Source organism: Salinimonas iocasae (genome assembly GCF_006228385.1).
In the GTDB taxonomy this organism is placed as follows: Bacteria; Pseudomonadota; Gammaproteobacteria; order Enterobacterales; family Alteromonadaceae; genus Alteromonas; species Alteromonas iocasae.
Map to the genome: position 1 here is coordinate 1,296,237 of NZ_CP039852.1, position 25,165 is coordinate 1,321,401.

The 25,165-nt window shown below is 46.8% G+C and carries 24 protein-coding genes; 15 read left to right on the plus strand and 9 right to left on the minus strand.

What is annotated here, in order from left to right:
* Positions 1–591 precede the first annotated feature (591 nt).
* From lon to dapE, 5 genes are all read left to right on the plus strand, one after another.
* Entirely contained in the window at positions 592–2,946 is a 2,355-nt protein-coding gene (lon, locus tag FBQ74_RS05635) for an endopeptidase La (protein WP_139755747.1), read from the plus strand.
* 317 nt (positions 2,947–3,263) lie between these two features.
* Positions 3,264–3,536: a nucleoid-associated protein HU-beta gene (gene hupB / locus FBQ74_RS05640; RefSeq protein WP_018983015.1), complete on the plus strand. Its 273-nt coding sequence runs from the start codon at positions 3,264–3,266 to the stop codon at positions 3,534–3,536.
* 236 nt (positions 3,537–3,772) lie between these two features.
* On the plus strand, positions 3,773–5,659 hold the full coding sequence (locus tag FBQ74_RS05645) for a SurA N-terminal domain-containing protein (RefSeq protein ID WP_139755748.1): 1,887 nt from the start codon (positions 3,773–3,775) through the stop codon (positions 5,657–5,659).
* 628 nt (positions 5,660–6,287) lie between these two features.
* The gene (locus FBQ74_RS05650; RefSeq protein ID WP_139755749.1) at positions 6,288–6,602 is read left to right on the plus strand and encodes a hypothetical protein; all 315 of its coding nucleotides are present in this window, start codon (positions 6,288–6,290) and stop codon (positions 6,600–6,602) included.
* A gap of 94 nt (positions 6,603–6,696) precedes the next feature.
* Positions 6,697–7,857: a succinyl-diaminopimelate desuccinylase gene (dapE, locus tag FBQ74_RS05655; RefSeq protein WP_139755750.1), complete on the plus strand. Its 1,161-nt coding sequence runs from the start codon at positions 6,697–6,699 to the stop codon at positions 7,855–7,857.
* A gap of 59 nt (positions 7,858–7,916) precedes the next feature.
* Here the strand turns inward: dapE and FBQ74_RS05660 are convergent, their stop codons facing one another.
* The 3 genes from FBQ74_RS05660 to rpsT form a co-directional block, all read right to left on the minus strand.
* Entirely contained in the window at positions 7,917–9,638 is a 1,722-nt protein-coding gene (locus FBQ74_RS05660) for a GNAT family N-acyltransferase (protein WP_139755751.1), read from the minus strand.
* Between the two features lie 26 nt (positions 9,639–9,664).
* Positions 9,665–10,456, minus strand: a complete 792-nt coding sequence (locus FBQ74_RS05665) for a UDP-2,3-diacylglucosamine diphosphatase (protein WP_139755752.1) — start codon at positions 10,454–10,456, stop codon at positions 9,665–9,667.
* Between the two features lie 186 nt (positions 10,457–10,642).
* Positions 10,643–10,903 (minus strand): 30S ribosomal protein S20, encoded by a 261-nt coding sequence (rpsT, locus tag FBQ74_RS05670; protein WP_139755753.1) that lies wholly within the window; start codon positions 10,901–10,903, stop codon positions 10,643–10,645.
* 309 nt (positions 10,904–11,212) lie between these two features.
* Between rpsT and murJ the strand changes: the two genes are divergently transcribed.
* The 6 genes from murJ to ispH all read left to right on the plus strand — a co-directional run bounded on the left by murJ (position 11,213) and on the right by ispH (position 18,618).
* Entirely contained in the window at positions 11,213–12,772 is a 1,560-nt protein-coding gene (murJ, locus tag FBQ74_RS05675; RefSeq protein WP_139755754.1) for a murein biosynthesis integral membrane protein MurJ, read from the plus strand.
* A 93-nt stretch (positions 12,773–12,865) separates the two neighbouring features.
* A complete protein-coding gene (gene ribF / locus FBQ74_RS05680) occupies positions 12,866–13,789 on the plus strand; it encodes a bifunctional riboflavin kinase/FAD synthetase (protein WP_139755755.1) in 924 nt (307 codons plus the stop codon).
* Between the two features lie 81 nt (positions 13,790–13,870).
* Positions 13,871–16,696, plus strand: coding sequence for an isoleucine--tRNA ligase (ileS, locus tag FBQ74_RS05685; RefSeq protein WP_139755756.1), 2,826 nt, complete (start codon positions 13,871–13,873; stop codon positions 16,694–16,696).
* Entirely contained in the window at positions 16,689–17,210 is a 522-nt protein-coding gene (gene lspA / locus FBQ74_RS05690; protein WP_139755757.1) for a signal peptidase II, read from the plus strand. The genes ileS and lspA overlap by 8 nt, the downstream gene beginning before the upstream one ends.
* Before the next feature lie 9 nt (positions 17,211–17,219).
* Positions 17,220–17,663: an FKBP-type peptidyl-prolyl cis-trans isomerase gene (gene fkpB / locus FBQ74_RS05695; protein WP_139755758.1), complete on the plus strand. Its 444-nt coding sequence runs from the start codon at positions 17,220–17,222 to the stop codon at positions 17,661–17,663.
* 10 nt (positions 17,664–17,673) lie between these two features.
* On the plus strand, positions 17,674–18,618 hold the full coding sequence (gene ispH / locus FBQ74_RS05700; protein WP_139755759.1) for a 4-hydroxy-3-methylbut-2-enyl diphosphate reductase: 945 nt from the start codon (positions 17,674–17,676) through the stop codon (positions 18,616–18,618).
* A 209-nt stretch (positions 18,619–18,827) separates the two neighbouring features.
* On the opposite strand, the gene FBQ74_RS05705 is transcribed toward ispH, so the two are convergent.
* The 4 genes from FBQ74_RS05705 to FBQ74_RS05720 are packed head-to-tail and all read right to left on the minus strand — an operon-like array spanning position 18,828 to position 21,346.
* Positions 18,828–19,322 carry a hypothetical protein gene (locus tag FBQ74_RS05705; RefSeq protein WP_139755760.1) on the minus strand — a complete coding sequence of 165 codons (495 nt, stop codon included), beginning with the start codon at positions 19,320–19,322 and terminating at the stop codon, positions 18,828–18,830.
* Positions 19,319–20,224, minus strand: a complete 906-nt coding sequence (locus FBQ74_RS05710) for a hypothetical protein (RefSeq protein WP_139755761.1) — start codon at positions 20,222–20,224, stop codon at positions 19,319–19,321. The genes FBQ74_RS05705 and FBQ74_RS05710 overlap by 4 nt, the downstream gene beginning before the upstream one ends.
* Before the next feature lies 1 nt (position 20,225).
* Positions 20,226–20,831 (minus strand): hypothetical protein, encoded by a 606-nt coding sequence (locus FBQ74_RS05715; protein ID WP_139755762.1) that lies wholly within the window; start codon positions 20,829–20,831, stop codon positions 20,226–20,228.
* Complete coding sequence (locus FBQ74_RS05720) at positions 20,825–21,346, minus strand: GspH/FimT family pseudopilin (protein WP_139755763.1); 522 nt, start codon at positions 21,344–21,346, stop codon at positions 20,825–20,827. The genes FBQ74_RS05715 and FBQ74_RS05720 overlap by 7 nt, the downstream gene beginning before the upstream one ends.
* Positions 21,347–21,430: 84 nt before the next feature.
* Between FBQ74_RS05720 and FBQ74_RS05725 the strand changes: the two genes are divergently transcribed.
* The 3 genes from FBQ74_RS05725 (at position 21,431) to FBQ74_RS05735 (ending at position 23,154) form a co-directional block, all read left to right on the plus strand.
* On the plus strand, positions 21,431–21,796 hold the full coding sequence (locus FBQ74_RS05725) for a type IV pilin protein (RefSeq protein WP_139755764.1): 366 nt from the start codon (positions 21,431–21,433) through the stop codon (positions 21,794–21,796).
* A gap of 180 nt (positions 21,797–21,976) precedes the next feature.
* Positions 21,977–22,810 (plus strand): ammonia-dependent NAD(+) synthetase, encoded by an 834-nt coding sequence (gene nadE, locus FBQ74_RS05730; RefSeq protein WP_139755765.1) that lies wholly within the window; start codon positions 21,977–21,979, stop codon positions 22,808–22,810.
* Between the two features lie 5 nt (positions 22,811–22,815).
* Entirely contained in the window at positions 22,816–23,154 is a 339-nt protein-coding gene (locus tag FBQ74_RS05735) for a P-II family nitrogen regulator (protein WP_139755766.1), read from the plus strand.
* A 47-nt stretch (positions 23,155–23,201) separates the two neighbouring features.
* Here FBQ74_RS05735 and FBQ74_RS05740 read toward each other — a convergent pair whose 3' ends face one another.
* Positions 23,202–23,684, minus strand: a complete 483-nt coding sequence (locus FBQ74_RS05740; RefSeq protein WP_139755767.1) for an FKBP-type peptidyl-prolyl cis-trans isomerase — start codon at positions 23,682–23,684, stop codon at positions 23,202–23,204.
* A 60-nt stretch (positions 23,685–23,744) separates the two neighbouring features.
* Complete coding sequence (ygfZ, locus tag FBQ74_RS05745; RefSeq protein ID WP_139755768.1) at positions 23,745–24,740, minus strand: tRNA-modifying protein YgfZ; 996 nt, start codon at positions 24,738–24,740, stop codon at positions 23,745–23,747.
* 157 nt (positions 24,741–24,897) lie between these two features.
* On the opposite strand from ygfZ, the gene FBQ74_RS05750 reads away from it, so the two are divergent.
* A complete protein-coding gene (locus tag FBQ74_RS05750; RefSeq protein WP_139755769.1) occupies positions 24,898–25,149 on the plus strand; it encodes an FAD assembly factor SdhE in 252 nt (83 codons plus the stop codon).
* Positions 25,150–25,165 lie beyond the last annotated feature (16 nt).

A 25,165-nucleotide genomic window follows, 5' to 3' on the forward strand; every position in this document is an offset into this window, starting at 1 on the left:
AAGCCAGAAATAGAACGGTTCGGCGCTATTATTTCCCGCTGTTTCACTAACACAGTTATGATATTTATGAGGGGCGGTGTAAAAGCGACGTCTTTTGGCAAATCGACCGAGGCTAGAAAAATCAGTCCTATCCCATTAGTTAACGCTGTGCATCTTTTCAGCCTCCGATTACTTACAGAAGAGCTACTTTACTATCGGCAGTCAACAATGGGAGGTTAGGGCGCTGCTAAAACCTCAATTCGCGTTACCTGAGCTGATGCTAACGCGACAGTCCATTATTATATCGTTACGTCCACGGGGCTGACTTGCAGACTAATGACGACAATTAATGCAAAGAGGTGCGCGAACCGACTGTTTTGCTTTAATTTTAATCGTGACTGATTCATATCTGTACAATTAAAGATAATTGTATTGCCTTTGTGTTTCAAATAGTTAAAAGTGAATATGCAAAGTACGTAAAAGCGTTTCGGCGTTTATAGATGATAAAAATGACAATAAACCGTATTTATTGCGTCAATCTTACCGACCAGGTTTGAACTTTGCTGTTGTAACCCCATATAAATCGACATTAGTAACCAATAGAGTATTCGTATGACAGCTGAGCGTGAAAATCGCATTGAGATCCCCGTACTGGCGTTACGGGACGTCGTGGTCTATCCACATATGGTCATACCCCTGTTTGTTGGTCGTGAAAAATCTATCCGCTGTTTGGAAGCGGCAATGGAAAACGACAAACAAATCTTTCTGGTAGCCCAAAAGGATGCCAGTGTAGATGAGCCTGAAACGGATGACATTTATAGCGTTGGCACCATTGCCACTATTCTACAGCTTTTGAAGTTACCAGACGGCACCGTAAAGGTGTTGGTTGAGGGTAATGTTCGCGGTGAAATCAACGAATATACCCAGTCTGAGCCCTATTACACTGCCAGTGTGGATAAAGTGGCTGATGAGGCCATTGCAGAAAACGAACAGGAAGTATTGATTCGTTCGGCCGTATCGCAGTTCGAAGGCTACGTGAAACTCAATAAAAAGATTCCGCCTGAGGTTCTGACTTCACTAAACGGCATTGATGACGCTGCGCGTTTGGCAGATACGATGGCGGCACATATGCCGCTGAAGCTGACAGAAAAGCAAAAAGTGCTTGAGATGAAAGGGGTGAATGAACGCCTTGAGTACCTTATGGCGCTGATGGAAGGCGAGATTGACCTGCTTCAGGTCGAGAAAAAGATACGCACGCGTGTTAAGAAACAGATGGAGAAAAGTCAGCGCGAGTACTATCTGAATGAGCAAATGAAGGCGATTCAGAAAGAACTTGGAGAAATGGATGACGCTCCGGATGAGTTCGAAGCTCTCAGTAATAAAATTTCTGAATCAAAAATGCCAAAAGAGGCAGAAGAGAAAGCACGCGCTGAGTTACAAAAGCTGAAGATGATGTCACCGATGTCAGCTGAAGCAACGGTTGTGCGCAGTTACATAGAGTGGCTGACCAGTGTGCCCTGGCAAAAGCGCAGCCCGGTCAAGCGAGATCTTGAGCGTGCTGAAAAAGTGCTTAATGCGGACCACTATGGGCTTGAGAAAGTCAAAGAACGCATCATTGAATATCTTGCCGTGCAGCAACGGGTGAAAAAGTTAAAAGGACCGATACTTTGCCTGGTAGGCCCGCCAGGGGTTGGTAAAACGTCACTGGGACAATCGGTCGCAAAGGCAACGGGCAGAAAGTACGTGCGTATGGCACTTGGCGGTGTGCGTGATGAAGCTGAAATCCGTGGTCACCGCCGTACCTATATCGGTTCCATGCCAGGAAAACTCATTCAGAATATGACGAAAGTCGGGGTTAAAAACCCGCTGTTTTTGCTCGATGAAATCGACAAAATGTCTGCAGATATGCGTGGTGACCCTGCCTCTGCACTGCTGGAAGTGCTTGACCCGGAACAGAACAACAGCTTTTCAGATCATTATCTTGAAGTTGATTATGACTTATCGGATGTCATGTTTGTAGCAACATCAAACAGCATGAATATTCCGGGACCTCTGTTAGACAGAATGGAAGTGATTCGCCTGTCGGGGTATACCGAAGATGAAAAACTGAATATTGCAACAGGGCATTTGATCAGTAAGCAGATGGAGCGCAACGGCCTTAAAGAGGATGAGCTCGAGATTACCGAGTCTGCGATTATCGGCATCATTCGGTATTACACTCGCGAAGCCGGTGTACGTAATCTGGAGCGTGAAATTTCTAAGGTTTGCCGCAAAGCGGTAAAAGATATTTTACTGTCCAAGAGTAAAGATAAAGTGGTTGTGACTCAGGACAATCTTAAAGATTATCTTGGCGTGCAGCGTCATGACTATGGCAAAGCAGATAAAGAAAACCAGATTGGTCAGGTAACCGGCCTTGCCTGGACACAGGTTGGCGGTGACTTGCTGACAATTGAAACCAGTACAGTACCGGGTAAAGGTAAAATGACATCGACCGGCTCACTGGGCGATGTTATGCAGGAGTCGATAAAAGCGGCGATGACCGTGGTCAGAAGTCGTGCTGAAAAACTTCGTATCAATGAAGACTTTTATGAAAAGCGTGATATCCACGTGCACGTGCCGGAAGGCGCGACACCTAAGGATGGTCCAAGTGCAGGCATAGCAATGTGTACTGCACTGGTCTCATCGCTGACCGGTAATCCGGTGAAGTGCGATGTTGCTATGACGGGTGAAATCACGCTACGCGGTGAAGTACTGGCAATCGGTGGTTTAAAAGAGAAGCTGCTGGCTGCTCATCGGGGCGGCATCAAAACGGTTGTCATTCCTCAGGAGAATGAGCGCGACCTGGAAGAGATTCCGGACAACGTAAAAGAGGCGTTATCTATCCACCCGGTAAAATGGATTGATGAGGTCCTCGATATTGCGTTGCAGGAACCTGTGGAATCATTTGAAGTCGTGACACAAAATTAAGGTTGCAATGGCTGAATCGCTTGCTGGGCAAGGGGAGGCAGCCATTTTAGTGTAATCTTTGATTAAAAAGTGAACGATATCGGCAAATTCCTTCACTTTTTTTCAAAATAGGGCTTTCAAGCGCCATAAGTTGTGATACCTTTACTTAGTACTCGCTTGAAGCCTTGTCTCTAAAGGGATGCAGCGACTCACTAAAAATTAACTATCTGTAACACAGTGCTTGATAATAGTTATCAAGCTTGTTTAAACGTTCCGATAATTAATTCGATAATTGTTTCGGACAAACAGTATAATAACAAACGAAGGGGATCATAATTGTGAACAAGTCTCAACTCATCGACCAAATCGCTGCTGGTGCGGACATCTCTAAAGCGGCTGCGGGCCGTGCTCTTGACGCATTCACTGATGCAGTAACTGCAGCGCTTAAAGACGGTGACCAAGTTGCACTAGTCGGTTTCGGTACATTCGCTGTTCGTGAGCGTTCAGCACGTAGTGGCCGTAACCCTCAAACTGGTGAGACTATTCAAATCGCAGCAGCTAAAGTTCCTTCTTTCAAAGCTGGTAAAGCTTTAAAAGACGCATGTAACTAAGCGCATAAAATTTTAAAAAGGCGATGGTTTTTACCATCGCCTTTTTTATTTGTGCAGTTTAAAAGGCAGACCGTAAAACACGTAGATGTTCGTTCCTTTGTCAAAGGAAAACCATCGCGTTTTTGTGCGTAATCGCGCTATAATCCTGCCTTATTTGTTGGCGAGATAAACACAATGCTGCTTGAAGCGGCGTAATGCTGACATAAGTTGGTAAGCAACGGAGTTGAAATAGAATCATGCTAGAAAGAATCAGAGAAGGTTCTCAAAGCCCGTGGGCAATGATCATCATCGGCCTGGTGGTATTGAGTTTCGTCTTTGCCGGTGTAGGCAGTTACCTGAGCTCTTCCGGTGGTACGGCAGTAGCAACAGTCAATGGCGATGAGATTGGTCAGAATGAACTAGAGCGCGCCTATCAAAGTCAGCGTGCTCAGATGGAAAGCCAGTATGGCGAAGATATCGCAGCGATGTTTGCGGATGAAAATTATCTAAAACAGTTTCGCAGTAACGTTTTACAAAGTCTCATCAATAACAAACTAGTCGAGCAAAAAGCCGAAGAAATGGGGTTGCGGGTTGGCGATGACCAGATTCGCCAGACCATTAAAGATATGCAGGGTTTTCAGACTGCAGGGCAGTTTGACAACGAGCGTTATCTTGCGGTACTTCGTCAAAACGGTTTCAGCCCGGCGCAGTTTCGCGATTACCTGCGCGTAGAATTAACACGTGAACAATTGACCCGTGCGCTTCAGGCTTCTTCCTTTGCCCTTGATGGTGAGACGCAACGAGCCTGGCAATTGCAATCGCAAATTCGCGGTGGCCGCTACTTCATAGTTGATGCGAAAAACTTTTCTGACAGCGTCACTATCTCTGTTGAAGATATCAATAGTTATTATGAACAGAATATCGCGGTGTTTGATACTCAGGAAAAAGTTAACATTTCATATGTCACACTCACTGTTGATGACGTGATGAAAGATGTTGATGTAAGCGAGGAAGAAGTCGCGACATTCTATGAAGACAACAAAGATCAGTACCGGACTGAAGAAGAGCGTCGTGTATCGCATATCCTTATTGAGTTTGGTGATGACAAAGAAGCTGCAGAAGCGCAGGCTGAAAAGCTGCGCCAATCAATTGAGCAAGGCGCTGAATTTGCAGATGTTGCCAAACAGAGCTCTGATGATACATTTTCAGCCGAAAATGGTGGTGACCTTGAGTATATTACACGCGATATGATGGAGCCTGCTTTTGAGGAAGCCGCGTTCAACCTTGAAGAAGGTCAGGTTTCTGAAGTGGTTGAAACAGAATTTGGCTATCACATCATTAAGTTGACCGATATCAAACCAGAGGAAGTTACAGAGCTTGCTGAGGTTGAAGAGAAGGTTCGTGAAACGTTACTAAATGATAAGGCAATGGAGCGTTTTTACGATTTACGCAGCCGGATGGATGAAGTCGCCTTCGAAATGCCAGAGACATTAGATGATGTTGCCGGTATAGCCAATCAGCCGATAGAAGAAACAGGCATGTTCACGCGCGCAGAAGCACCGGATGTAATGAGCAATCCGGCGGTACTGAATGCTGCATTTTCTGCTGAGCAGGTAGAGGACCGTATGAACAGCGAAGTTATCGAGCTGGATAATGAAACGGTGATGGTACTGCGGGTTAAAGCTCACGAACCTCAGCGCACGCGTGAGTTGGCTGAAGTGAAGGAACAGATTGAACGTCAGCTTAAAGCTGAAAGGCTGCAGGAGGCTGCGGCCAACTGGGCTCAGGATGCAGTGGCAAAACTAAATGCCGGTGAAGATATTTCTTCGATGCTAGAGCAGTACGGCCTTTCCTGGCAGGACGCAGAATCTGTCAGCCGTGGTCAAAGTCAGCTACCGCGCAATTTGGTACAGACTTTATTCTCGCTGTCTGATCAGGAAGGTGAAAAAGCTGGATCTGCGAAGCTGGCTTCCGGGAATGTAGGTGTCATTGAGCTACAGAATATCCAGCAGGCTGAAGCACCGGATGAAGAGTTGGCTAGCACAATTCGCCAGCGTCTCGGCGCGGCGTATGGTCAAAGCGCCTATCAGAGCTTCATCAATGGTTTGCGTGAAGATGCAGAAATAGAAGTGCTTAATCAGTAAGACACGATGAATTTAAAAAAGGTGTGCCTCGGCACACCTTTTTTTTTGCTAGTGAGTGAGAAAAAGCATCATTGAGTAAAAGGCGGCAATAACCGAAGAGATAATCAGTATATACAAAAAACCTTGTTTGCCCTGCTCAAAGGTAAATTTGTTAAGCCGTAAATAGATAATCCACAGTACACAAAGAATAAGTGGAACGAGTACGATAATCTTAAGCACAACAAGTCTTTCTTTTACAAAGTCATAGACAAATAATGCGTAATTTTTCTGCTGTCGTCCAGTAAATCGGCTCTGTTATAACGAGCCGGCATAATCACTGCGCCTGAGTGGTCTTTCAAAGCCGGTACCTGTAAGGCATTAAAAGTTAAATCCCTTGTCTGATTTGGGGTAATCCAATACAAACCAGTGTCTGTTTGCCAGCTTAAGTGTGTGACTTTGGCTACACATTGAAAGCCCGTCCAGAACAGCCCTGGTCATTTAATTCCCGGCCTAGAGAGATAACAGCAAATAAATTAAACAAAAGCCTAGATAAAACAGTTGGTTGGCGCGATCATCTGAACTAGGCGGAATGTGGGTACAGTAAATGCTTATTGCTAAGGAGTACGCATTTTTTAAGGACTATGCAGTTATGAAGTTTTCGGCGATGATTCTCTCAGCCTCATTTAGTCTTGTTATTTTAAGTACCTCTTTCAACACAGTTGCTGCTGACCGGGGTCATTTTGCCCCTCAAAGTATCGATAAAACCCGGTCTGAAAAAGCGTTACCAGATGGCTGGCGCAATGAGTTATCCAAAGGCGAAGTGTTGGATTATGATGTCTACAAAAAGGGGAAAGTGGTTTATCGTGATCCTTCAAAGGGCACTGTAGCGTTACGTCTGGAAAATAAAGTCGTCAGGCTTGTAGAAAGTACCCGCGAAATCGTGGACGTACTTCATCCTTTTTAATTGAATTCACTATAATGTCGTAAAACCGTTATCTGCCTGTCATAAGACTCGTATCAACTTAAAAGCCTGTTTCATCGTTAGAGATAAAGTAGGTATGTCAGAAGCCGCTAACCGGTCAGACTACATTCATCGTAGTCTTCATTACTCACATGAACTCATTGCGCGCCAGTCAGTAACACCAGAGGATAACGGGTGCCAGAGATTTCTTAGCCAGTACCTGTCCTCAGCCGGTTTCAGTTGTAAGCATTACCAGGTAAACGGTGTTTCAAATCTAATCGCCAGGTGGGGAAGCGGTCCCTCCCATTTTGCGTTTTGTGGCCACACTGACGTTGTTTCACCTGGCCCCCTAGAGGAGTGGCATACCGACCCGTTCACGCCTGTATTTCGTGATAATATGCTGTTCGGGCGTGGGGCTGCTGATATGAAAAGTGGAATTGCAGCGATGCTGGCCGCAACCGAACGTTCTGTTCACCTTATGAATCCGCACGAATATTCCTTTTGGTGGCTTATCACCAGCGACGAGGAAGGAGAGGCGTTATATGGCACGAGCTGGATGAAAAAAGAGCTCGATAAGCAAGGTATCAAACTCAACGCTTGTCTTATTGGTGAACCAACCGCGTCACGAAGCAGTGGTGATACGATTAAGGTAGGGCGCCGGGGCGCATTATCCGGCTCTGTCGTGGTCAGGGGGAAACAGGGGCATGTTGCCTATCCCGGTAGCTGCCGAAACGCTATTCACACCGCCAGTGATATTATTCAGGCGCTAACCTGTCATCGCTGGGGCGCTGGCTCAGCAGATTTTCCCGGGACGTCTCTGCAGATTACGCATGTTGATACCGGAGCATGGGTGGATAATCTGGTACCCGGAGCAGCACGTATCGCATTCAATGTTCGTTACGATGCTGAGTATTCCAATGATTCCCTGGTAGCGCTTCTGACTTCGCTGATAAAAAATGTATCACCGCATACGCAGATTCACTGGTCACGTCCCTGTTCACCTTATCTGACAAAATCCAGAGCCAACGATTGCTGGCTTCAGCGTTGTGAGCGCGCAATCGTAAATACCACGGGTAAATATCCTTTGTTAAGTACTGCCGGGGGCACCTCGGATGGTCGCTTTTTCGATTCCTCAACGCAAATAATCGAAGTGGGCGTCCCCAACAGTACTATTCATCAGGCAAACGAATGTGTACACCTATGTGACATTATTACGCTGGAAGATATATATACCGATATATTGCAGGGGTTAGTGTAACCGTTCAGGTAAGCAGAGGCAGCAACGGGGAGGCAAGCTCCCCGTACTCCCAAGGGCTGTCAGGCAGTAGCTTTCACGTTAGCCTGAGACAGATAACGATTGCGCTTTTTCGCGGTGAGTAGTTGCAGATCGACCACTATTAACCCGTCAACGCAATCTGCAAAATCCGGGTCGACATTAAAGTCTAAAAAGCCTACGCCTTCAGGCTCACAAATTTCAGTGTATTGTTTGTAAAGTGTGGGCACATTAACCCCCATATTTGCAAGCAGGCTTTTGAGTTCGGTAAACGCTGCCTTGTATGGCATATCGCCGAAATGTTTGAGCTTTTCGCTGCATACGGGGTAGGGTAGCGTTGCTTTGGCATTCCCGAAACGTGCCGGAAACTGCGCCTGGTAGAAAGCAACCAGTAAGTCACGGGCAGGCTTTGGATAGGCATTGCTGATACTTACCGCACCAAATAAATATCGGTAGTCAGGGTAGCGCTGTAAAAATGCACCGATACCGTACCACAAATAATCCAGACTGCGCTTTCCCCAGTACCGTGGTTGTACGAAACTTCGGCCCAGCTCAAGTCCCTTTGAAAACATTGTATGGTTATCGTCGTTATAGTCAAACAGGGTGGCTGAGTACAGGCCTGCGGGATGAGCAGGATCGGCAAGTGTCGCCGCATCGCCAAAGCGGTACGCTCCCACAATTTCTAAATCGGTATTGTCCCAAAGAATAAGGTGGAAATAATGCGAGTCGTACTTATCAATATCTCTGCGCGTATTTGTTCCTTCACCCACGGCGCGAAATGCCAGCTCCCGCAATCTGCCAATTTCACGCATAATGGCAGAGGACCCACTATGTTGAAAAAGATAAATCGCTTTGCCATCTGCAGTCTGTCCGAGATGCTCGCATTGCTGAGTTATCGCCTTTGCCAGTACCTGACGATCTTCAGGAAGCGCGATAGCTGATTGCGTAGGCAAAATACCCTTTTTATCATTGCCCACACGATACAGATGATGTTTGAAAAGTTTTACCTGCTCTTTCATGCTTAATGACAATGACTGATACCCACTATGCGGGATCAGTTCGCCGATACGAATGGGCAAATGGTTCCGTCGTTGCCTGAACATTTCTTTAACCAGCAACGTGGTTGCCAATGGCTTATACAGCATTGAAACACTGTAGAATACCGGAGAATTTCGGGCATCAATGTAAACAGGCAGTATAGGCGCCTCGGCGTGTCTGGCTATGCGTAAAAAGCCGCTGTGCCAGTGTGTGTCTCTGACTCCCTGAGGGCGCAGTCGTGATACTTCGCCGGCGGGAAATATTAGCAACGCACCGTCTGCATTAAGATGTGCCTGCATAGCCTGGAAACTTTGTCTTGGCGTTCCCCCCTGCATATTGTTGACCGGCACCAGCATATTATTCAGCGGCGATATTGCCATCAGCATCTGGTTCGCGACCACCTTTACATCGCGACGTACTTCACTGAGCAATTTAATCAGTGCCAGCGCATCCAGCGAGCCGATGGGATGATTGGCGACAATCACCACGCGACCTTCACTGGGTATGCGTTCTTTTTCATTATGACGTGTGGAATAACTGACAGTAAAGTAAGCCAGCACCTGCTCTACAAAATCGATATCCTGATAATGGGGATAGGTTTCACCAAATGCTTTTATTTCACGTTCGTGGAGCAGGTGTCGCAAAATATAAGAAACAGGGCGGGACAACCAGCGGTTTCCGGCGACATGCGGGTAATGTTTGTTAAGCACATCATCAACAGTGAACATTCATGTACCTTTTTAAATTTATTTTATTATGCTGCTTTAGAAGGATGGGGTTCGGACTCCGTCGCGCACTGCCATGGACATCCGGACAGGTAGTGAATGAGTGATAAATTGCCGTATTTATCTTCAGCCAGGGCTGTGCAATTTTCTACCCAGTCGCCATCGTTAATGTAATGAATACCGCCAAGGTAGCGTTGTTCCGGATGATGAATGTGGCCACAAATGATGCCATCCACTTCAAGGGCTTTGGCATAGTTACAGCACGCCTGACGATAGCGGGCGATGGCAAGGTTAGCGCTTTTTATATGTTGTTTGATAAAACCAGCCAGCGACCAGTATTCGCGTTTTTGCCAGAATCGATAACGGTTGTACCAGCGGTTGATAAATAGCAGCAGGTCATATGCCTTATCGCCAATCCAGGCGTGAAACCGACCCAGCGTCACTTCATCATCAAACTGATCGCCGTGCAAAACCAGATAGCGCTTACCGTCAGCGGTGGTATGAATAAGCTCCCGAGCTATATCAATTTTGCCAAACGCCATACCGGAATAGCGTTGTAAAGGTGCATCGTGGTTGCCCGGCAGGTAAATAACCCGGGTTCCGGACTCAGATAACAACATAAGCTTTTTTATAACCAGATTATGCGCCTCTGGCCAGCGAAAGTGGCGTGTCATTTCCCACATATCAATAATGTCGCCAACCAGATAAAGGGTTCCGACAGATATGTTTTCCAGAAAGTGTAAAAGATGTTCAGCTTTGCAGTCGCGATGACCCAGATGTAAGTCGGATATCCAAAGCGTTTTATAATGCGTATGTGACATGACAGCGTCCAAAGTTGCCAGCTTTCATACCGATAGTAGAAAGGGGACGTGACAGGTTGGTGACGTTATGTTGACGTTAATGTGACAGCGAAGAAGGCAAAATTAGTATTGGAAGGGCTGCTGGTAAATTATAGATATAAAAAAAGCGCCTTTCGGCGCTTTTTTACCACACATCACAAAGATGTCTTACATAGCTTTGATTTTAGCAGCAAGACGGCTCTTATGACGAGCAGCTTTGTTCTTGTGAATCAAACCTTTGGTAGCCATTCTGTCAAGAATCGGAGTCGCAGAGGCAAGTGCTGCTTGAGCACCTTCTTTATCGCCTTTAGCGATAGCCGCTACAACTTTTTTGATGCTTGTACGAGTCATGGAGCGGCGGCTGGCATTATGCTGACGACGCTTTTCGGCTTGAATTGCACGTTTCTTAGCAGACTTAATGTTAGCCAAGGTGTAACTCCCAAAATAAATTCATGTCAAAAACGAGGGTGCGGATTGTGCCTAGCAATCGCTTATTTGTCAAACTATTTCGCATAAACATTAAATTAACTGTTTTGCAGGCCTGACGCGGCTGATGGCATATCCGTAGTGGGCGCGAATTATATCAGCTGAATCACCTGAATTCATCCTCCTTATGGCATTAAATCATACGCTGGCGAGATTTAATGATGTGGTGGTGCAGAAGATTTCTAAAATTGCTGCATTCGGCTATAGTGTGGCCCCTTTATTTGTGCTCAATAACGTATTGGTTGAGGCTCTGTGTCGAGTAAATTATTAAAATCCGGGTTAGTGGTGTCTGTAATGACACTTATTTCACGTATTCTGGGATTGGCCAGGGACGTCGTCGTAGCGCGGTTGATGGGGGACGGGGCGGCTGCCGATGTGTTTTTCTTTGCCAATAAAATTCCTAACTTCCTGCGACGTTTGTTTGCCGAAGGGGCATTTGCACAGGCTTTTATTCCGGTACTAACCGAAGTACATCACCTAGATGATAAGAAAGCATTGCGGGAGTTCGTCGCTAAAATCTCTGGCACACTCGGTGCGATAGTGTTTGTCGTATCGATAATTGGGGTTATCGCTTCACCGGTGCTGGCGGCATTGTTTGGAACAGGCTGGTTTATTGACTATTTAAATGATGAACCCGGCGGCGATAAGTTCACCCTGGCATCCACGATGTTAAAAATTACTTTTCCTTATCTGGCGTTTATCTCATTAACGGGATTATCAGGGGCAATTCTTAACACGCTCAATAAGTTTGCCGTTGCTGCATTCACGCCGGTATTGCTTAATGTCTGTATTATCAGCTTTGCCATATGGGTTGCGCCATCAATGGCACAACCTGCCTACGCGCTCGCCTGGGGGGTGTTCGTTGGGGGCATCGTACAGCTTGGTTTTCAACTTCCCTTTTTGTACAGAGCAGGCTTATTAGTTAAGCCCCGGTGGGGCTGGCACGATGACAATGTCGTAAAGGTGAGAAAGCTGATGATTCCTGCACTCTTCGGCGTGTCAGTAGGACAATTGAATCTGTTGTTCGATACATTTATCGCCAGCTTTCTGGTGACAGGGTCTATCAGCTGGCTTTATTACTCTGACCGATTACTTGAATTTCCACTAGGATTGTTCGGTATTGCTATTGCAACCGTCATCTTGCCTACTTTGTCCCGCAACCATGTCACTAAAGATCCAACCTCGTTTTCCAGTAATATGGACTGGGCAGTAAGAATGGTGTCAGTGCTGGGGCTTCCTGCAGCGGTTGGGCTCGGGCTAATGGCCGAGCCTATTTTGACGGTTATTTTTCAGCGTGGCGAATTTACTCCTCAGACCGCAGAATTTGCGTCCTATTCTTTGACTGCGTATGCCTTCGGACTGTGGTTTTTCATGCTGGTAAAAGTCTTTGCTCCGGGATTTTACTCAAGACAGGATACAAAAACGCCGGTTAAGTTCGGTATCTGGAGTATGGCTGCTAATATGGTGTTCAATCTGATATTTGCCATTCCTTACGGGTACATCGGACTGGCTATTGCAACCAGTTTGTCAGCGGCACTGAATGCCGGCTTGCTTTATGCCCGGCTTCATTCCACTCACGTTTACAAGTTTTCCGGTCAGACCGTGCTATTTTTACTGCGCACCACAGTGGCCTGTGCCGCAATGGGCGTTGTTATTGTTTATTTCGATCTCGGTGATGCTTTTTACCTGCTGGATTTGTGGCCTCAAATACTTCATGTAGGCAAAACAATAGGCGCAGCCGTGCTGACGTTTGCCGCTGTCATGTTGGTGCTGGGCACCCGGCCTGCGCACCTGAGTTCGTCAGGTAGCTAAAACTGCATTGACAGTCATTGGTATTACGCGTTGGGTCGTTTATAATCGCGTGTTTTGTGTCTGAGAATTAACTTTAAAGGGTACCGGCAAGTTGTGGAATTAATCAGAGGCCTGCATAACCTGCGAGACAGGCACCGTGGCTGCGTGCTGACCATCGGCAAGTTTGATGGGGTACATGAAGGTCACAAGGCGGTATTGAAAAACGTACTGGAAAAAGCCAGAGAGCTGGACTTACCTGCCACGGTGATGGTTTTTGAGCCACAGCCTGAAGAAGTGTTTACGCCAGATAAAGCGCCAGCCAGATTGAGCACGCTTGCTGAGAAATACCGCTTGCTAAAGCAACAGGGCGTCGACCGATTACTGTGTGTGCGTTTCAATAAAGCATTCGCCAGTCAGCAGGCTGATACCTTTGTTCAGGAATTACTGGTAAATAAGCTCGGTGTGCAATTTCTTGTAGTGGGCGATGACTTTCGTTTTGGTAAAGGTCGCCAGGGTGACTTTACCATGCTCAAAGAAGCCGGCCAGAAGAGTGGCTTTGAAGTTGTTAGTACCCAGAGCTTTCGTGTCGATGACAGGCGTATCAGCTCTACAGCTGTCAGGCAGGCCCTAAATGATGGCGCTTTCGATAAAGCTGCTTCAATGCTGGGCAGACCGTTTAGTATCACGGGTCGCGTAGTACATGGCGAAAAAAATGGCCGGACAATTGGTTTTCCCACTGCAAACGTGTTGCTCAAACGGTTTCGTACACCACTTAAAGGTGTCTTTGCTGTTACGGTGAACTACCGGCAATGCGTGTGGCACGGTGTCGCCAACGTTGGAACACGTCCGACACTAAATGGTGAGCAGGTACAACTCGAAGTGCATATTTTTGATGTAAATGCAGACTTGTACGGTGAGACAATAGAAGTCACCCCACGCTTAAAAATAAGAGACGAAAAAAAGTTCGATTCGTTTGAAGCTTTGAAACAACAGATACAGAATGATGCGCAGGTTGCGCGTGATTTTTTTAAAGACTAATTCGTAAGTTGCCGTCAAGGCAGCAATTATTCGGGTACGTGTAGAGCGCGTACAGTTCAGGTGGATGGAAAAAACAAGTTTATGAGTGATTATAAGGCCACATTAAACCTCCCGGAAACACCGTTTCCGATGCGCGGTAACCTTGCGCAGCGCGAACCTAAAATGCTGAAAACCTGGCAGGAAAAAGGCATTTATAAAAAGATTCGTGAAGCAAAGGCGGGCAAAGCACCGTTTGTATTACACGATGGTCCTCCTTATGCCAACGGTAATATTCATATTGGCCATGCGGTAAACAAAATCCTCAAAGATATTATTGTTAAAGCAAAAACGCTTTCTGACTTCGACGCTCCTTACGTCCCGGGCTGGGATTGCCACGGTCTGCCTATCGAATTGATGGTTGAGAAAAAAGTCGGTAAACCAGGGAAAAAGGTTTCAGAAGCTGAGTTCCGCGAAAAATGCCGTCAGTATGCGCAAAAGCAGATTGACGGCCAGATGGCAGATTTCATTCGCCTGGGGGTATTCGGTGAGTGGGACAAGCCTTATAAAACAATGGATTTCAGCTCAGAAGCGGACATCATTCGTGCGCTGAGCAAAATTGTCGATTCAGGCCATCTGGAGAAGGGCTTTAAACCGGTTCACTGGTGTACGGATTGCGGCTCAGCGCTGGCAGAAGCCGAAGTTGAGTATAAAGATAAGGTTTCACCAGCTATCGATGTGAAATTTCCGGTGGCAGACACAGCGCAGATCGCCAATGCATTTGGTGTAACGGAAGCCGATCTGACGGCGCACAATACCGGTGTGGTGATATGGACGACAACCCCCTGGACACTGCCTGCCAACCGCGCAATCACTTTGCATCCTGAATACACTTACTCACTGGTAGAAAACAAAGAGTCAGGCGACTGGCTGATTGTTGCTCACGACCTTATTGAAAGTTGTATGCAGCGCTACGGCATTGAAGCGTATGAGGAAAAAGCTACCTGTCTTGGGGAAGCACTGGATAAGTTGCGTGTTCATCATCCTTTCATTGATGATCTTCAGGTGCCCCTGATAAATGGTCTGCATGTCACAACAGACTCTGGTACCGGTTGTGTACATACTGCACCTGCTCACGGTGTCGATGATTTTAATGTCGGTAAGCAATACGGTATTGAAGTGTACAACCCGGTAGGCAGTAACGGTGTCTATAATGATAATGTGCCATTATTTGCCAATCAGTTCGTCTTTAAAGCCAATGACGCCATCATCGAAACGGTAGAGGCACGCGGTAATCTGGTACTCAACGTAAAATACGAGCACAGTTATCCGCATTGCTGGCGTCACAAAACACCCATTATCTTCCGTGCTACACCGCAATGGTTTATCAGCATGGACAAACAGGGGTTACGGGCGCAGTCGATTGAGCAAATCAAAAAGACTCAGTGGATCCCTGAGTGGGGCGAAAGCCGCATCGAAAAAATGGTCGAAGGACGCCCTGACTGGTGTATTTCAAGACAGCGTACATGGGGTGTTCCGATTCCCCTGTATGTTCACAAGACAACTGGTGATATTCATCCTCAAAGCAGCGCTTTGATGGAGAAAGTCGCACAACAGGTAGAGCAGAAAGGCATACAGGCCTGGTGGGATATTAACGATGCTGACATGTTGGGTGATGACGTAGAGCATTATGACAAGGTAACCGATACCCTGGATGTATGGTTTGACTCGGGCGTAACGCATCATTTTGTGGTTGACCGCCGTGATGATATTCCAGCCAGTGCTGATCTTTACCTGGAAGGCTCTGACCAGCACCGGGGCTGGTTTATGTCGTCCCTGATGACGTCCACTGCTATGCATGGCCATGCGCCTTATAAGCAGGTACTTACTCATGGTTTTACAGTAGATGCCCACGGCCGCAAGATGTCGAAATCTGTCGGTAATGTTGTGGCTCCTCAGGAAGTCACTAATAAACTGGGCGCTGATATTTTGCGCTTATGGGTGGCGTCTACGGATTATCGTGGTGAAATTGCAGTTTCCGATGAAATATTGAAGCGCGCGGCAGACAGCTACCGTCGGGTACGTAATACGGCACGCTTCTTACTGGCTAACCTGAATGGCTTTAATCCGGAAACAGATTTGGTAGCGCCTGATAATATGGTCGCGCTGGACCGCTGGATTGTCAGCCGAACACGTCAGCTGCAGCAGGAACTGACAGAAGCCTATAACCAATACGACTTGCTGGTCGTCAGTCAGAAGCTGATGCACTTCTGCTCTATTGAGCTGGGTAGCTTCTATCTGGATATCATTAAGGATCGCCAATATACAGCGAAAGCCAACAGTAATGCCCGACGCTCGTGTCAGACGGCGCTTTACCATATTATCGAAGCGCTGGTTCGCTGGATGGCACCGATCATGAGCTTTACTGCCCAGGAAATTTGGCAGGAAATTCCCGGCGAGCGTGAAGAGTTTGTTTTCACCCAGAGCTGGTACGAAGGCTTGCACGCATTTACCGATAATGATGCATTCGGAAACAGTTTCTGGCATCAGATTATGGAAGTGAAAGATGCGGCCAACCAGGCGATGGAACAAGCGCGTAAAGATGGTCAGTTGGGTGGTTCGCTGGAAGCAGAGGTTCACCTTTATGCCGATGAAGCGCTTAAACAGCGCCTGGCTCAGCTAGAAGATGAACTGCGTTTCGTACTGATCACATCAAAGGTGGTATTGCATGGTACCGCAGAGCGCTCTGAGGAAGCCAACGATACAGATGTTGAAGGTCTTGCCATTGCGGTAACCCGCACTCAGGGTGAAAAATGCGTACGTTGCTGGCACCACCGTGAAGATGTAGGCAGCAGTGTTAAGCATCCGGAATTATGTCAGCGTTGTGTGACCAACGTGGACGGCGAAGGGGAAGAGCGTCAGTATGCCTAAACCTTTTTCGCAAACCGGACTGCGCTTTTTATGGATAAGCGTAGTGGTTATTGCGCTGGACTTATGGACTAAGTATCAGGTACTGGGGAGTATGAGGCTGTTTCAATCTATTGAAGTCACCCCCTTCTTCAACCTGACATACGTTCATAATTACGGTGCAGCGTTTAGCTTTTTAGCGGATGCAGATGGCTGGCAGCGGTGGTTTTTCACTGCTATCGCCCTGGTTGTCAGTGTGGTTATTGTCAGCTGGTTGTATAAGTCGCCCCGAGAAGAAAAGTGTCTGCCCATTGCCTTTTGCTTTATTTTAGGAGGGGCGTTGGGCAATGTTTATGATCGCCTTGTTCATGGCTACGTCATCGACTTTCTGGACTTTTACGTTGGACAATGGCACTGGCCGGCGTTTAACCTTGCAGACAGTGCTATATTTATCGGGGCGGCATTATTGATAATTGATATGCTGACCTCACATAAGCACAAGACTGAGTCTTCACCTTCATCCACACCTAAGCAGTAGAGAGTAAACATGTCCGCACTTGTTATTGGCCCAAGCAGTGAAGTGTTAATGCACTTCGACCTGAAACTTGAGGATGGTTCCGCAGCAGACAGTACCCGGGTTAATAAAAAGCCCGCAAAGCTGGTGATGGGTGACGGCAGTCTCACACCCAACTTTGAGGCGTGTTTGCTGGGGTTAACAGAAGGCGATAAAAAGTCTTTTACGCTGGCACCGGAAGATGCATTCGGTCAGCCGAACCCTGATAATATCCACCATATGGATCGAAGCAGGTTCACGCAGGATGTCGAAGAAGGCATGATAATGGCTTTCGCCCAGCCTGACGGCAGTGAGGTGCCCGGCATTATCCGCAGTACAGCGGGTACGTCTGTAACCGTTGACTTCAATCACCCATTGGCTGGCCAGACGGTTATTTTCGACGTTGAAATTCTTTCAGTAGCCGAGCCGAAGGCGTAAGGAGCAATACATGCAAATTCATTTAGCAAACCCTCGTGGCTTCTGCGCCGGTGTAGACAGGGCAATTACTATTGTCGAACGTGCACTGGAAATGTTCAAGCCACCTATTTATGTTCGACATGAAGTTGTTCACAACAAATTTGTAGTCGACGGATTGCGCGAGCGCGGAGCATTGTTTGTTGATGAACTTCATGAGGTGCCGGATGACAGTATCGTTATTTTTTCCGCCCATGGGGTATCGCAGGCTGTCAGAAACGAAGCAAAAGATCGTGGCTTGAAAGTATTTGATGCCACCTGTCCGCTGGTAACAAAAGTGCATATGGAAGTCACCCGCGCCAGTAAAACAGGCACCGAATGCATTCTTATTGGTCATGCCGGTCACCCGGAAGTCGAAGGTACCATGGGGCAGTATAATAACCCGGAAGGTGGTATTTACCTGGTAGAGTCAACTGCTGATGTTGATAAGCTGACGGTAAAAGATCCATCACAGCTATACTATTGCAGCCAAACCACATTATCAGTTGATGATACTGCTGATGTGATTGATGCGCTTCGTGCACGCTTTCCCGATATTCAGGGGCCGCGGAAAGACGATATTTGTTATGCCACTCAGAACAGGCAGGATGCGGTCAGAGAATTGGCCACTGACTGCGAAGTACTGTTAGTCGTTGGTGCGCAAAACAGCTCAAATTCAAATCGCTTACGCGAACTGGCAGAAAAAGTCGGCGCTCAGGCGTATCTTATTGCCGATGCAGACTGCATCCAGCAATCGTGGCTGGAAGGTATAGAACACATTGGGGTGACAGCAGGAGCATCAGCACCCGAGGTATTGGTTAAAGGCGTGGTCGACCGTTTACTATCCTGGGGCGCTGTAAAAGCATCCGAGCGTCAGGGCCGGGAAGAAAATGTTGAGTTTGCGGTGCCTAAAGAGCTGCGCATTAAACAGGTTGTATAAGGTAATTCCAAAACACTTGCTGAAATGTAGAGCCCTGAACTTTATTTGACTGTCGCAGTTACCGCCACATTGGTACTGCGACATAATGTGTTGTTTTCCCTGCAAACCAGGGCGCTAAGCCTTTTTGCCACTCAATTTGCCTTTAAAATTTCATCCAGTCCATTATCCGTAGCTACTTTTTTCCATCATTTTTACGTGGTCAGAAACGACTACTCAGTTTTCTCCGGCAAGGGGGAGATAGAGTGGGGAAGTGTGTCCGGCCCAACATATAGTTGCGGTTTGTTCACGGTTAAAGACATTTTTACGGGGGCTTTAGCCCCGGCTATAACGGTTAATTCAATTATGGCGTAGTCGGAATCTCGTACACTGACCTCTTTGATTGAAAATGTGTCTGCCAGGGTGGGTGATGGCGTATCGGCAAGTGTAACGGGAGTTACTGTTAGTGGATTCACCGGCAGCCCAAGCGTTTGTTCCGCAATGTTTTTCGCTTCATTGCTCAGCGTCAGATAGTGCGATAAATCTGATGCGTTGAGTCTTGCAGCAAGCCACATCTGTTTGTCAGTAAGATTATCGTGTGCTGTAGCTCGCTGTACATGAAATTGCCAGCGATAAGTCAGCGACAGCAACGCAGTAGCACAACTGATAAATAAGAGGGCAGCAAACACACATTCTATCAGACCCAGACCATGCTCAGACGTCTTCATTCAAAATCTCTCCAACTACCCGGAACCCGATGATGCAGCTGAAGCGAGGGGTGGGCGCGTAATTTCGTCAATATGTCGGGATGATAAATCACGTTTACATGGGAAACCGGCGACAACTTGTGGTCAATAAGTATCGCCCCGTATATAGCCGAAGTATCGGGCACGCTGATTCGACTTAAATCGTTCTTAGTGACAGCAGACTGATACAGAATCCCCCAGAACTGACTATTGTCCTGCATTGAAAAATTACTTTGTCGGACAATAAGCAATACCGGATGAGCCGGGCTGCCTACCACCTGTCCCTTCGAAATAGTGCACGTAGTTTCAACAACAAAAGCACCCTGAGAATATTTATCGAGCATTGCACAATCGGCGATTGGCTCAGGTAAAGTGGTTACCGCATCCGGTGCGCTCAAAAACCATGTTTTCATGTCGTTGGAGTAAGCAGATAATATCGAAGGTGTGACCGGAAGCGAGTTACTCATGATATTTGCAGCTGCCGGTAATGTCCGGGCACTGACAACTGCGGCAGACGGAAGTTGTTTTATCCAGGGGTATAGGATGTAACTGGCTGCGGTTTTAACATACTTATTGGCTGGATGAAAAACAGAGACACTTGTGACAAGTATATCCGCCTGATCTACCGTGAACTTCTCTTGTCCCGTGATGTAAGATGCAACATCAAGGGGCAGTTCGTTAGCATCATGACCGGACTGTTTGAGTAACCGGCTGACATTGTTAAGATGGTTAACTGAATCTAAACGTGATTCGAGGTGTTTTCTTAAGCCCAGAGATTGTTTGCTATTTACTGAAATGAGGTGTGTAGCAAACACTGCGCAGCCCGCACAGATAACCATTATCACCAGAAGTGGTATAAGCACACTGCCTTTATAACGTCCCACGCTAATTATTCCTCACAACCACAGGCCAGTGTATTTGACTGTTTACATCGGGGGCCCTCGTCAGCTCAGCGCTGATTTCAAGCGACAGAAGTGCGCCGACACCACTACTCTGTATACCTTTGATGTGAAATTTGTTGACTCTGAGATAGGTAGAATCGGTAACATCCTCCCAACCAGTCTGGCTACAATCTTTAGCGCCGACCCTGGACTCAATAGCACCGTTATTAAGCCTGAAGCCGAGAAACTCTGAACGAGGCAGCTCATCGAGTTGGCCATTATGATTTTTGTCATAATGAAACAGTATACAGCTACCCTCGAGGTGGCCTGTAGACATGCCTAATGAGAAGGCCGGATAAAATGGAGAGCTGGTGCGCGGCAAGCCGCTGATAAAGCGGTGTTCGGCCTTGCCATCGTACCCGGCGCGTCTGAGCTCAGCTGAAATTAATAGACCGACCCGTTTGATATGGTTTTGCAGTTCAAGTTGCTGTGAGACTATCAGTTGCTTCTGGGACAGGTTCATAGCGAACGTTGCACCCGCTCCCAACAGCGAAACCCCAATACTCATCGATATCAATAAACTGGTAAGTGTGTAGCCGTAATTCAGCATAACGGCACACCGGCTATACTTTTGCCTGCTACACAGGTTCGGATACGCCCCAGCCGACTAACAATCAGCTTAATGCGAAAATCGTTAGTACGCATAACTAATGAACCGGCCATGCCATCAGGAAGCCCGGTTGAGGGGGCAAATCGAATGTAGGAGCGTGAAAAGCTTTTGGACTCAACTTTTACAGGTTTATCGATGCGTAGCTGCTTACTTATCTGTGCAGGTGAGCAGACTTCCTGAATTATACACTCGATATCAGTAGTTACTATGACCCGAGCACTATGTGGGCCATTGAGCATGACAAATATAGGCCTGTTTTGCGTCACAGCCTGCCGTTGCGCCTGGTGAAGTAACAGACTAAGCTCGCCAGCCGCGTTTTTTAATTTGGTTTGTTGGTACCAGTTGATATAGGATGGCGGGGCATTGATTAACAGTATCGCAACAATCGCGATACTGATAAGTAATTCTATCAGTGAAAACCCACTCTTGTATTCAAATCTGCTTTTGCGCACCATGTCCCTGCAATTAATGTGATGACATTAGCGCATAGTAGAAGATTAACGAAACTGGGTAAGCTGTACGTTAGATAGGTATTCAATATGGGTAAGCACACAGGCCTTACCACAACAGACTCGATGATCGCATTAGCCCTGACAGGGCTTCTGGCTGCGCTATGTATTCCGGCGTATAACTATTTTTCAAATGAAAGCGAATTGGCCGTTATTCAGGCTCGGTTGATGGAGCTGCAAAATGAACAGCAAGCATACCGATTAAGACATGACATGTATCAGAACATAGATAGCGTATATGAAATTGAGAGCGGTGTTGAATACGAAATCAAAACTAAAGATGTAACCGAGAATTCTTTTAGTCTGATCGCTACCAATGAAGATGCACAATCTGGATGTCAGACCTTATCAATCGACGATAAGTTTAATAAGTTACCGGAAAAGTGCTGGCGATAAGTATTCTCCTCTTGATTCATTTACTCGGTTATCTTCAGCTTCACCTCTAAACCCTCTTTATTGTCGCCGCCTGGTTGTAGAACTTAGCAATGAAATTCTGTCTGGCAAGATATGCTGACAGCGAATTTCGGATAGCGTACACTAATTACTATCGCTAAAACCGATCAACGTGGAATACAGATGCATAAACAAGCAGTTATCGACGAAATGAAAGTGTTGCCGCATATTGATGTGGAAGGTGAGATTCGTCGTCGGGTGGACTTTATAAAAGGTCAGTTAAGCACATCAGGACTGCGAGCCCTCGTACTTGGAATCTCTGGTGGTATTGACTCGTGCACACTGGGAAAGCTTGCTCAGTTGGCTGTAGATGAGCTCAACGAAGTGGGGGAGCATTATCAGTTCGTTGCCGTCAGGCTGCCGTATCAGACACAGGCTGATGAACAGGATGCCCAACAGGTTATTTCATTTATTTCACCTGATAAACATGTTGCCGTTAATGTGCAGCCAGGTGCTGATGCTATCCACAGCGAAACCGCTAACGCACTTAGTGAAGTGGATCTTCTGCCTGATAGTGAGACCAAACAGGATTTTGTAAAAGGTAATGTAAAAGCCCGGACACGGATGGTTATTCAATATGAAATAGCCGGTATGGTTGACGGACTGGTACTGGGGACTGATCATTCTGCAGAAAACATTACTGGCTTTTACACCAAGTATGGTGACGGTGCCTGTGACCTCGCGCCACTTTTTGGCCTGAATAAAAGACAGGTAAGACAAATTGCGGAGCATCTTGGCGCGCCAGCGGGAATTATTTCTAAAGCGCCTACTGCTGATTTGGAAACATTAGCCCCGCAAAAAGCCGATGAAGCAGCGTTAGGGCTGACGTACGATGAAATTGATGACTTTCTTGAAGGAAAGTCAGTCGATGAAAGGGTAAGTGATAAACTACTGCAGATTTACCAACGTACTCAACACAAACGGGTTCCTATTCCTACTATTTATGATGAAGAGTAAGCGGCATGAAAAAGATTGAAGCAATTATCAAACCTTTCAAGATGGACGATGTGAGAGAGGCGCTTGCAGATGTTGGTATTGCCGGAATGACAGTTACCGAAGTTAAAGGTTTCGGGCGCCAGAAGGGGCATACAGAACTTTATCGGGGTGCAGAGTATCAGGTAGACTTTTTGCCTAAAATAAAGATCGACATTATCATTGATGATGACAGAGTAGAGCAGGCGGTAGAGGCTATCGAGCAGGCTGCTAAAACTGGCAAAATCGGTGACGGGAAAATATTTGTCTACAATGTAGAAAGCGCATTGCGTATTCGTACTGGCGAAACAAATCAGGACGCAATCTGATAATAAAAAAGGGCGTTAAAACGCCCTTTTTTATTCTTTTAAACCTATTAGTGATCGTTGCCACTACCCGGACCATGGGCGTGGCCATGTTCAATTTCTTCCTGAGTAGGTTCACGAACTTCTACCACTTCAACTTCAAACTTCAGCGGTACGCCGGCAAGAGGATGGTTTCCATCAACCACTACATGGTCTTCGGCTACATCGATAATCATAACAGATTGCTCACCCTGCTCAGTGGTGGCTCTGAATGACATACCGACTTCAACATCCATACCATCAAACATATCTTTTGGTACCTGTTGTACCAACTCGTCCATGCGCTGGCCGTAAGCTTGCTCTGGCGCGATATCAACTTCAAACTTTTCGCCTTGCTCTTTATTTTGCAAAGCATCTTCTAACCCTTCAATTAAGAAGCGCTTACCCAGCATAACCGTTAAAGGCTGTTTGCCTTCAGAAGAATCAAGCTGTGTGCCGTCTTCTGCTGATACAGTGTAGTGGATAGATACTACGCTCTCGGGTGTAATTGTCATAAATATACCTAATCAATTTTTTGACAGCTCAGCTGCCGTGAATTTTGCGCGTTCACCCGATTAGGAGCGGCCACGCACGTTATTTGTTTCCTGTTCGACAGAATAAGGTAAAGGCTGGCACGAGAACGTTGGCGAACTTGTATCCTTAATTCTGAATACATCCTGCTCGCTGGTATCGTTGTTCAGCACAGCCATCAGCCAGGTCTCATGACCCAGTTTAGCGCACCGGATAATTGCACCGCCACGACGCCAATTTTCGCCAAGTTGCTTCTCAAGCATCGCATCAGGTTCCACAGACAGGGATGCAGGTACGCAAAAAACGTAAGCGGCGCGCTTATTCTTGCCCAGATACCGGGTGCGGGCGACCACTTCCTGCCCCATATAACAGCCTTTGCCAAAATCAATCGCATCCAGTGCCTGAACATTCATCATCTGCGGAACGAATTCATTAACATTATCATGAGCAACATCAGGGATACCCGCCTGAATTTGCAGGGCTTCGCTGACATTCTCGTCATAATGTGTGATTCCGGCGTTTGATAATGTTTCATCCAGCGATGCTGCAGCCTCGTTGCTTAACAACAGGTGATAAATACCACTGCCGAAATCTGTTAAAACAGCGGCTCCATGCTCATTATCCACACAGTTTAACGAAGACGAGGGGACGGTATCAAACCTGTCTGCAATCCATTGTTCAACGGCCTGACCGCGAGCAATATACTGCCGGAACTGATCGCTGCTATCGACAATGTCAGTTTTTGAAAACACACCATACTTATTCAGCTGCGCCAGCGTCATTGCCAGTGATGACTTGTTAAGTGACAAGGCAACACTATCTTGCATACGCAGAACCAGCGGGAGTGACCAGGCCTTACCTTTGAAGTCGCAATGCGCTGCTCGTCTGGCCCGGGTGGCTGGCAATGATGGAATATCAATGGTCAGTTGCCCCTGCAAAAAGGTATCGCTGTCCGGTCCGCTGAGAGTAATGAGCCCGGACTGGCTTAACTCACAGTAAAAATCAGTCTCTAGATCGCCGATTGTTGCCGGTAAAGTCATAGCTACCCTGTATTCATTAAATCTGATGAGAAATAAGGTTGGGCCTGAATTACAATTCCCAAGGGTAAATCTCTTAAAATCAGTAAAAAGGTCAGTGCTTCGGGCTAATTCACCATGTTATGATATGCGCCAGCATTTAATCAGTTACTGGTAGTTTATGTTTTCACCTAAAAGATATGCCCGACTTAAATGGGCTTGCCGCCGTGGCATGCTCGAACTGGACGTATTGTTTCTGCCTTTTGTTGAAACCGGGTTTCACGATCTGAGTGAGGATGAGCAGGAAACATTTGAAAAGCTGCTTACCTGTGATGATCCGGATTTGTTCGCCTGGTTTATGGGCCATCAGTCATGTCCTGAGCCGGAACTGGCGCGCATGGTTGAGCACATTCTGGGCCGTGTCAAAGTATAAATTACAAACCAGACGT

Excerpts from the sequence above, each read along its gene's own strand:
- lon (WP_139755747.1), top strand. The coding sequence starts at position 592 with ATGACAGCTGAGCGTGAAAATCGCATTGAGATCCCCGTACTGGCGTTA.
- FBQ74_RS05645 (WP_139755748.1), top strand. The coding sequence starts at position 3,773 with ATGCTAGAAAGAATCAGAGAAGGTTCTCAAAGCCCGTGGGCAATGATC.
- FBQ74_RS05650 (WP_139755749.1), top strand. The coding sequence starts at position 6,288 with ATGAAGTTTTCGGCGATGATTCTCTCAGCCTCATTTAGTCTTGTTATT.
- dapE (WP_139755750.1), top strand. The coding sequence starts at position 6,697 with ATGTCAGAAGCCGCTAACCGGTCAGACTACATTCATCGTAGTCTTCAT.
- FBQ74_RS05660 (WP_139755751.1), bottom strand. The coding sequence starts at position 9,638 with ATGTTCACTGTTGATGATGTGCTTAACAAACATTACCCGCATGTCGCC.
- FBQ74_RS05665 (WP_139755752.1), bottom strand. The coding sequence starts at position 10,456 with ATGTCACATACGCATTATAAAACGCTTTGGATATCCGACTTACATCTG.
- ileS (WP_139755756.1), top strand. The coding sequence starts at position 13,871 with ATGAGTGATTATAAGGCCACATTAAACCTCCCGGAAACACCGTTTCCG.
- lspA (WP_139755757.1), top strand. The coding sequence starts at position 16,689 with ATGCCTAAACCTTTTTCGCAAACCGGACTGCGCTTTTTATGGATAAGC.
- fkpB (WP_139755758.1), top strand. The coding sequence starts at position 17,220 with ATGTCCGCACTTGTTATTGGCCCAAGCAGTGAAGTGTTAATGCACTTC.
- ispH (WP_139755759.1), top strand. The coding sequence starts at position 17,674 with ATGCAAATTCATTTAGCAAACCCTCGTGGCTTCTGCGCCGGTGTAGAC.
- FBQ74_RS05705 (WP_139755760.1), bottom strand. The coding sequence starts at position 19,322 with ATGAAGACGTCTGAGCATGGTCTGGGTCTGATAGAATGTGTGTTTGCT.
- FBQ74_RS05715 (WP_139755762.1), bottom strand. The coding sequence starts at position 20,831 with ATGCTGAATTACGGCTACACACTTACCAGTTTATTGATATCGATGAGT.
- FBQ74_RS05720 (WP_139755763.1), bottom strand. The coding sequence starts at position 21,346 with ATGGTGCGCAAAAGCAGATTTGAATACAAGAGTGGGTTTTCACTGATA.
- FBQ74_RS05725 (WP_139755764.1), top strand. The coding sequence starts at position 21,431 with ATGGGTAAGCACACAGGCCTTACCACAACAGACTCGATGATCGCATTA.
- nadE (WP_139755765.1), top strand. The coding sequence starts at position 21,977 with ATGCATAAACAAGCAGTTATCGACGAAATGAAAGTGTTGCCGCATATT.
- FBQ74_RS05735 (WP_139755766.1), top strand. The coding sequence starts at position 22,816 with ATGAAAAAGATTGAAGCAATTATCAAACCTTTCAAGATGGACGATGTG.
- FBQ74_RS05740 (WP_139755767.1), bottom strand. The coding sequence starts at position 23,684 with ATGACAATTACACCCGAGAGCGTAGTATCTATCCACTACACTGTATCA.
- ygfZ (WP_139755768.1), bottom strand. The coding sequence starts at position 24,740 with ATGACTTTACCGGCAACAATCGGCGATCTAGAGACTGATTTTTACTGT.
- FBQ74_RS05750 (WP_139755769.1), top strand. The coding sequence starts at position 24,898 with ATGTTTTCACCTAAAAGATATGCCCGACTTAAATGGGCTTGCCGCCGT.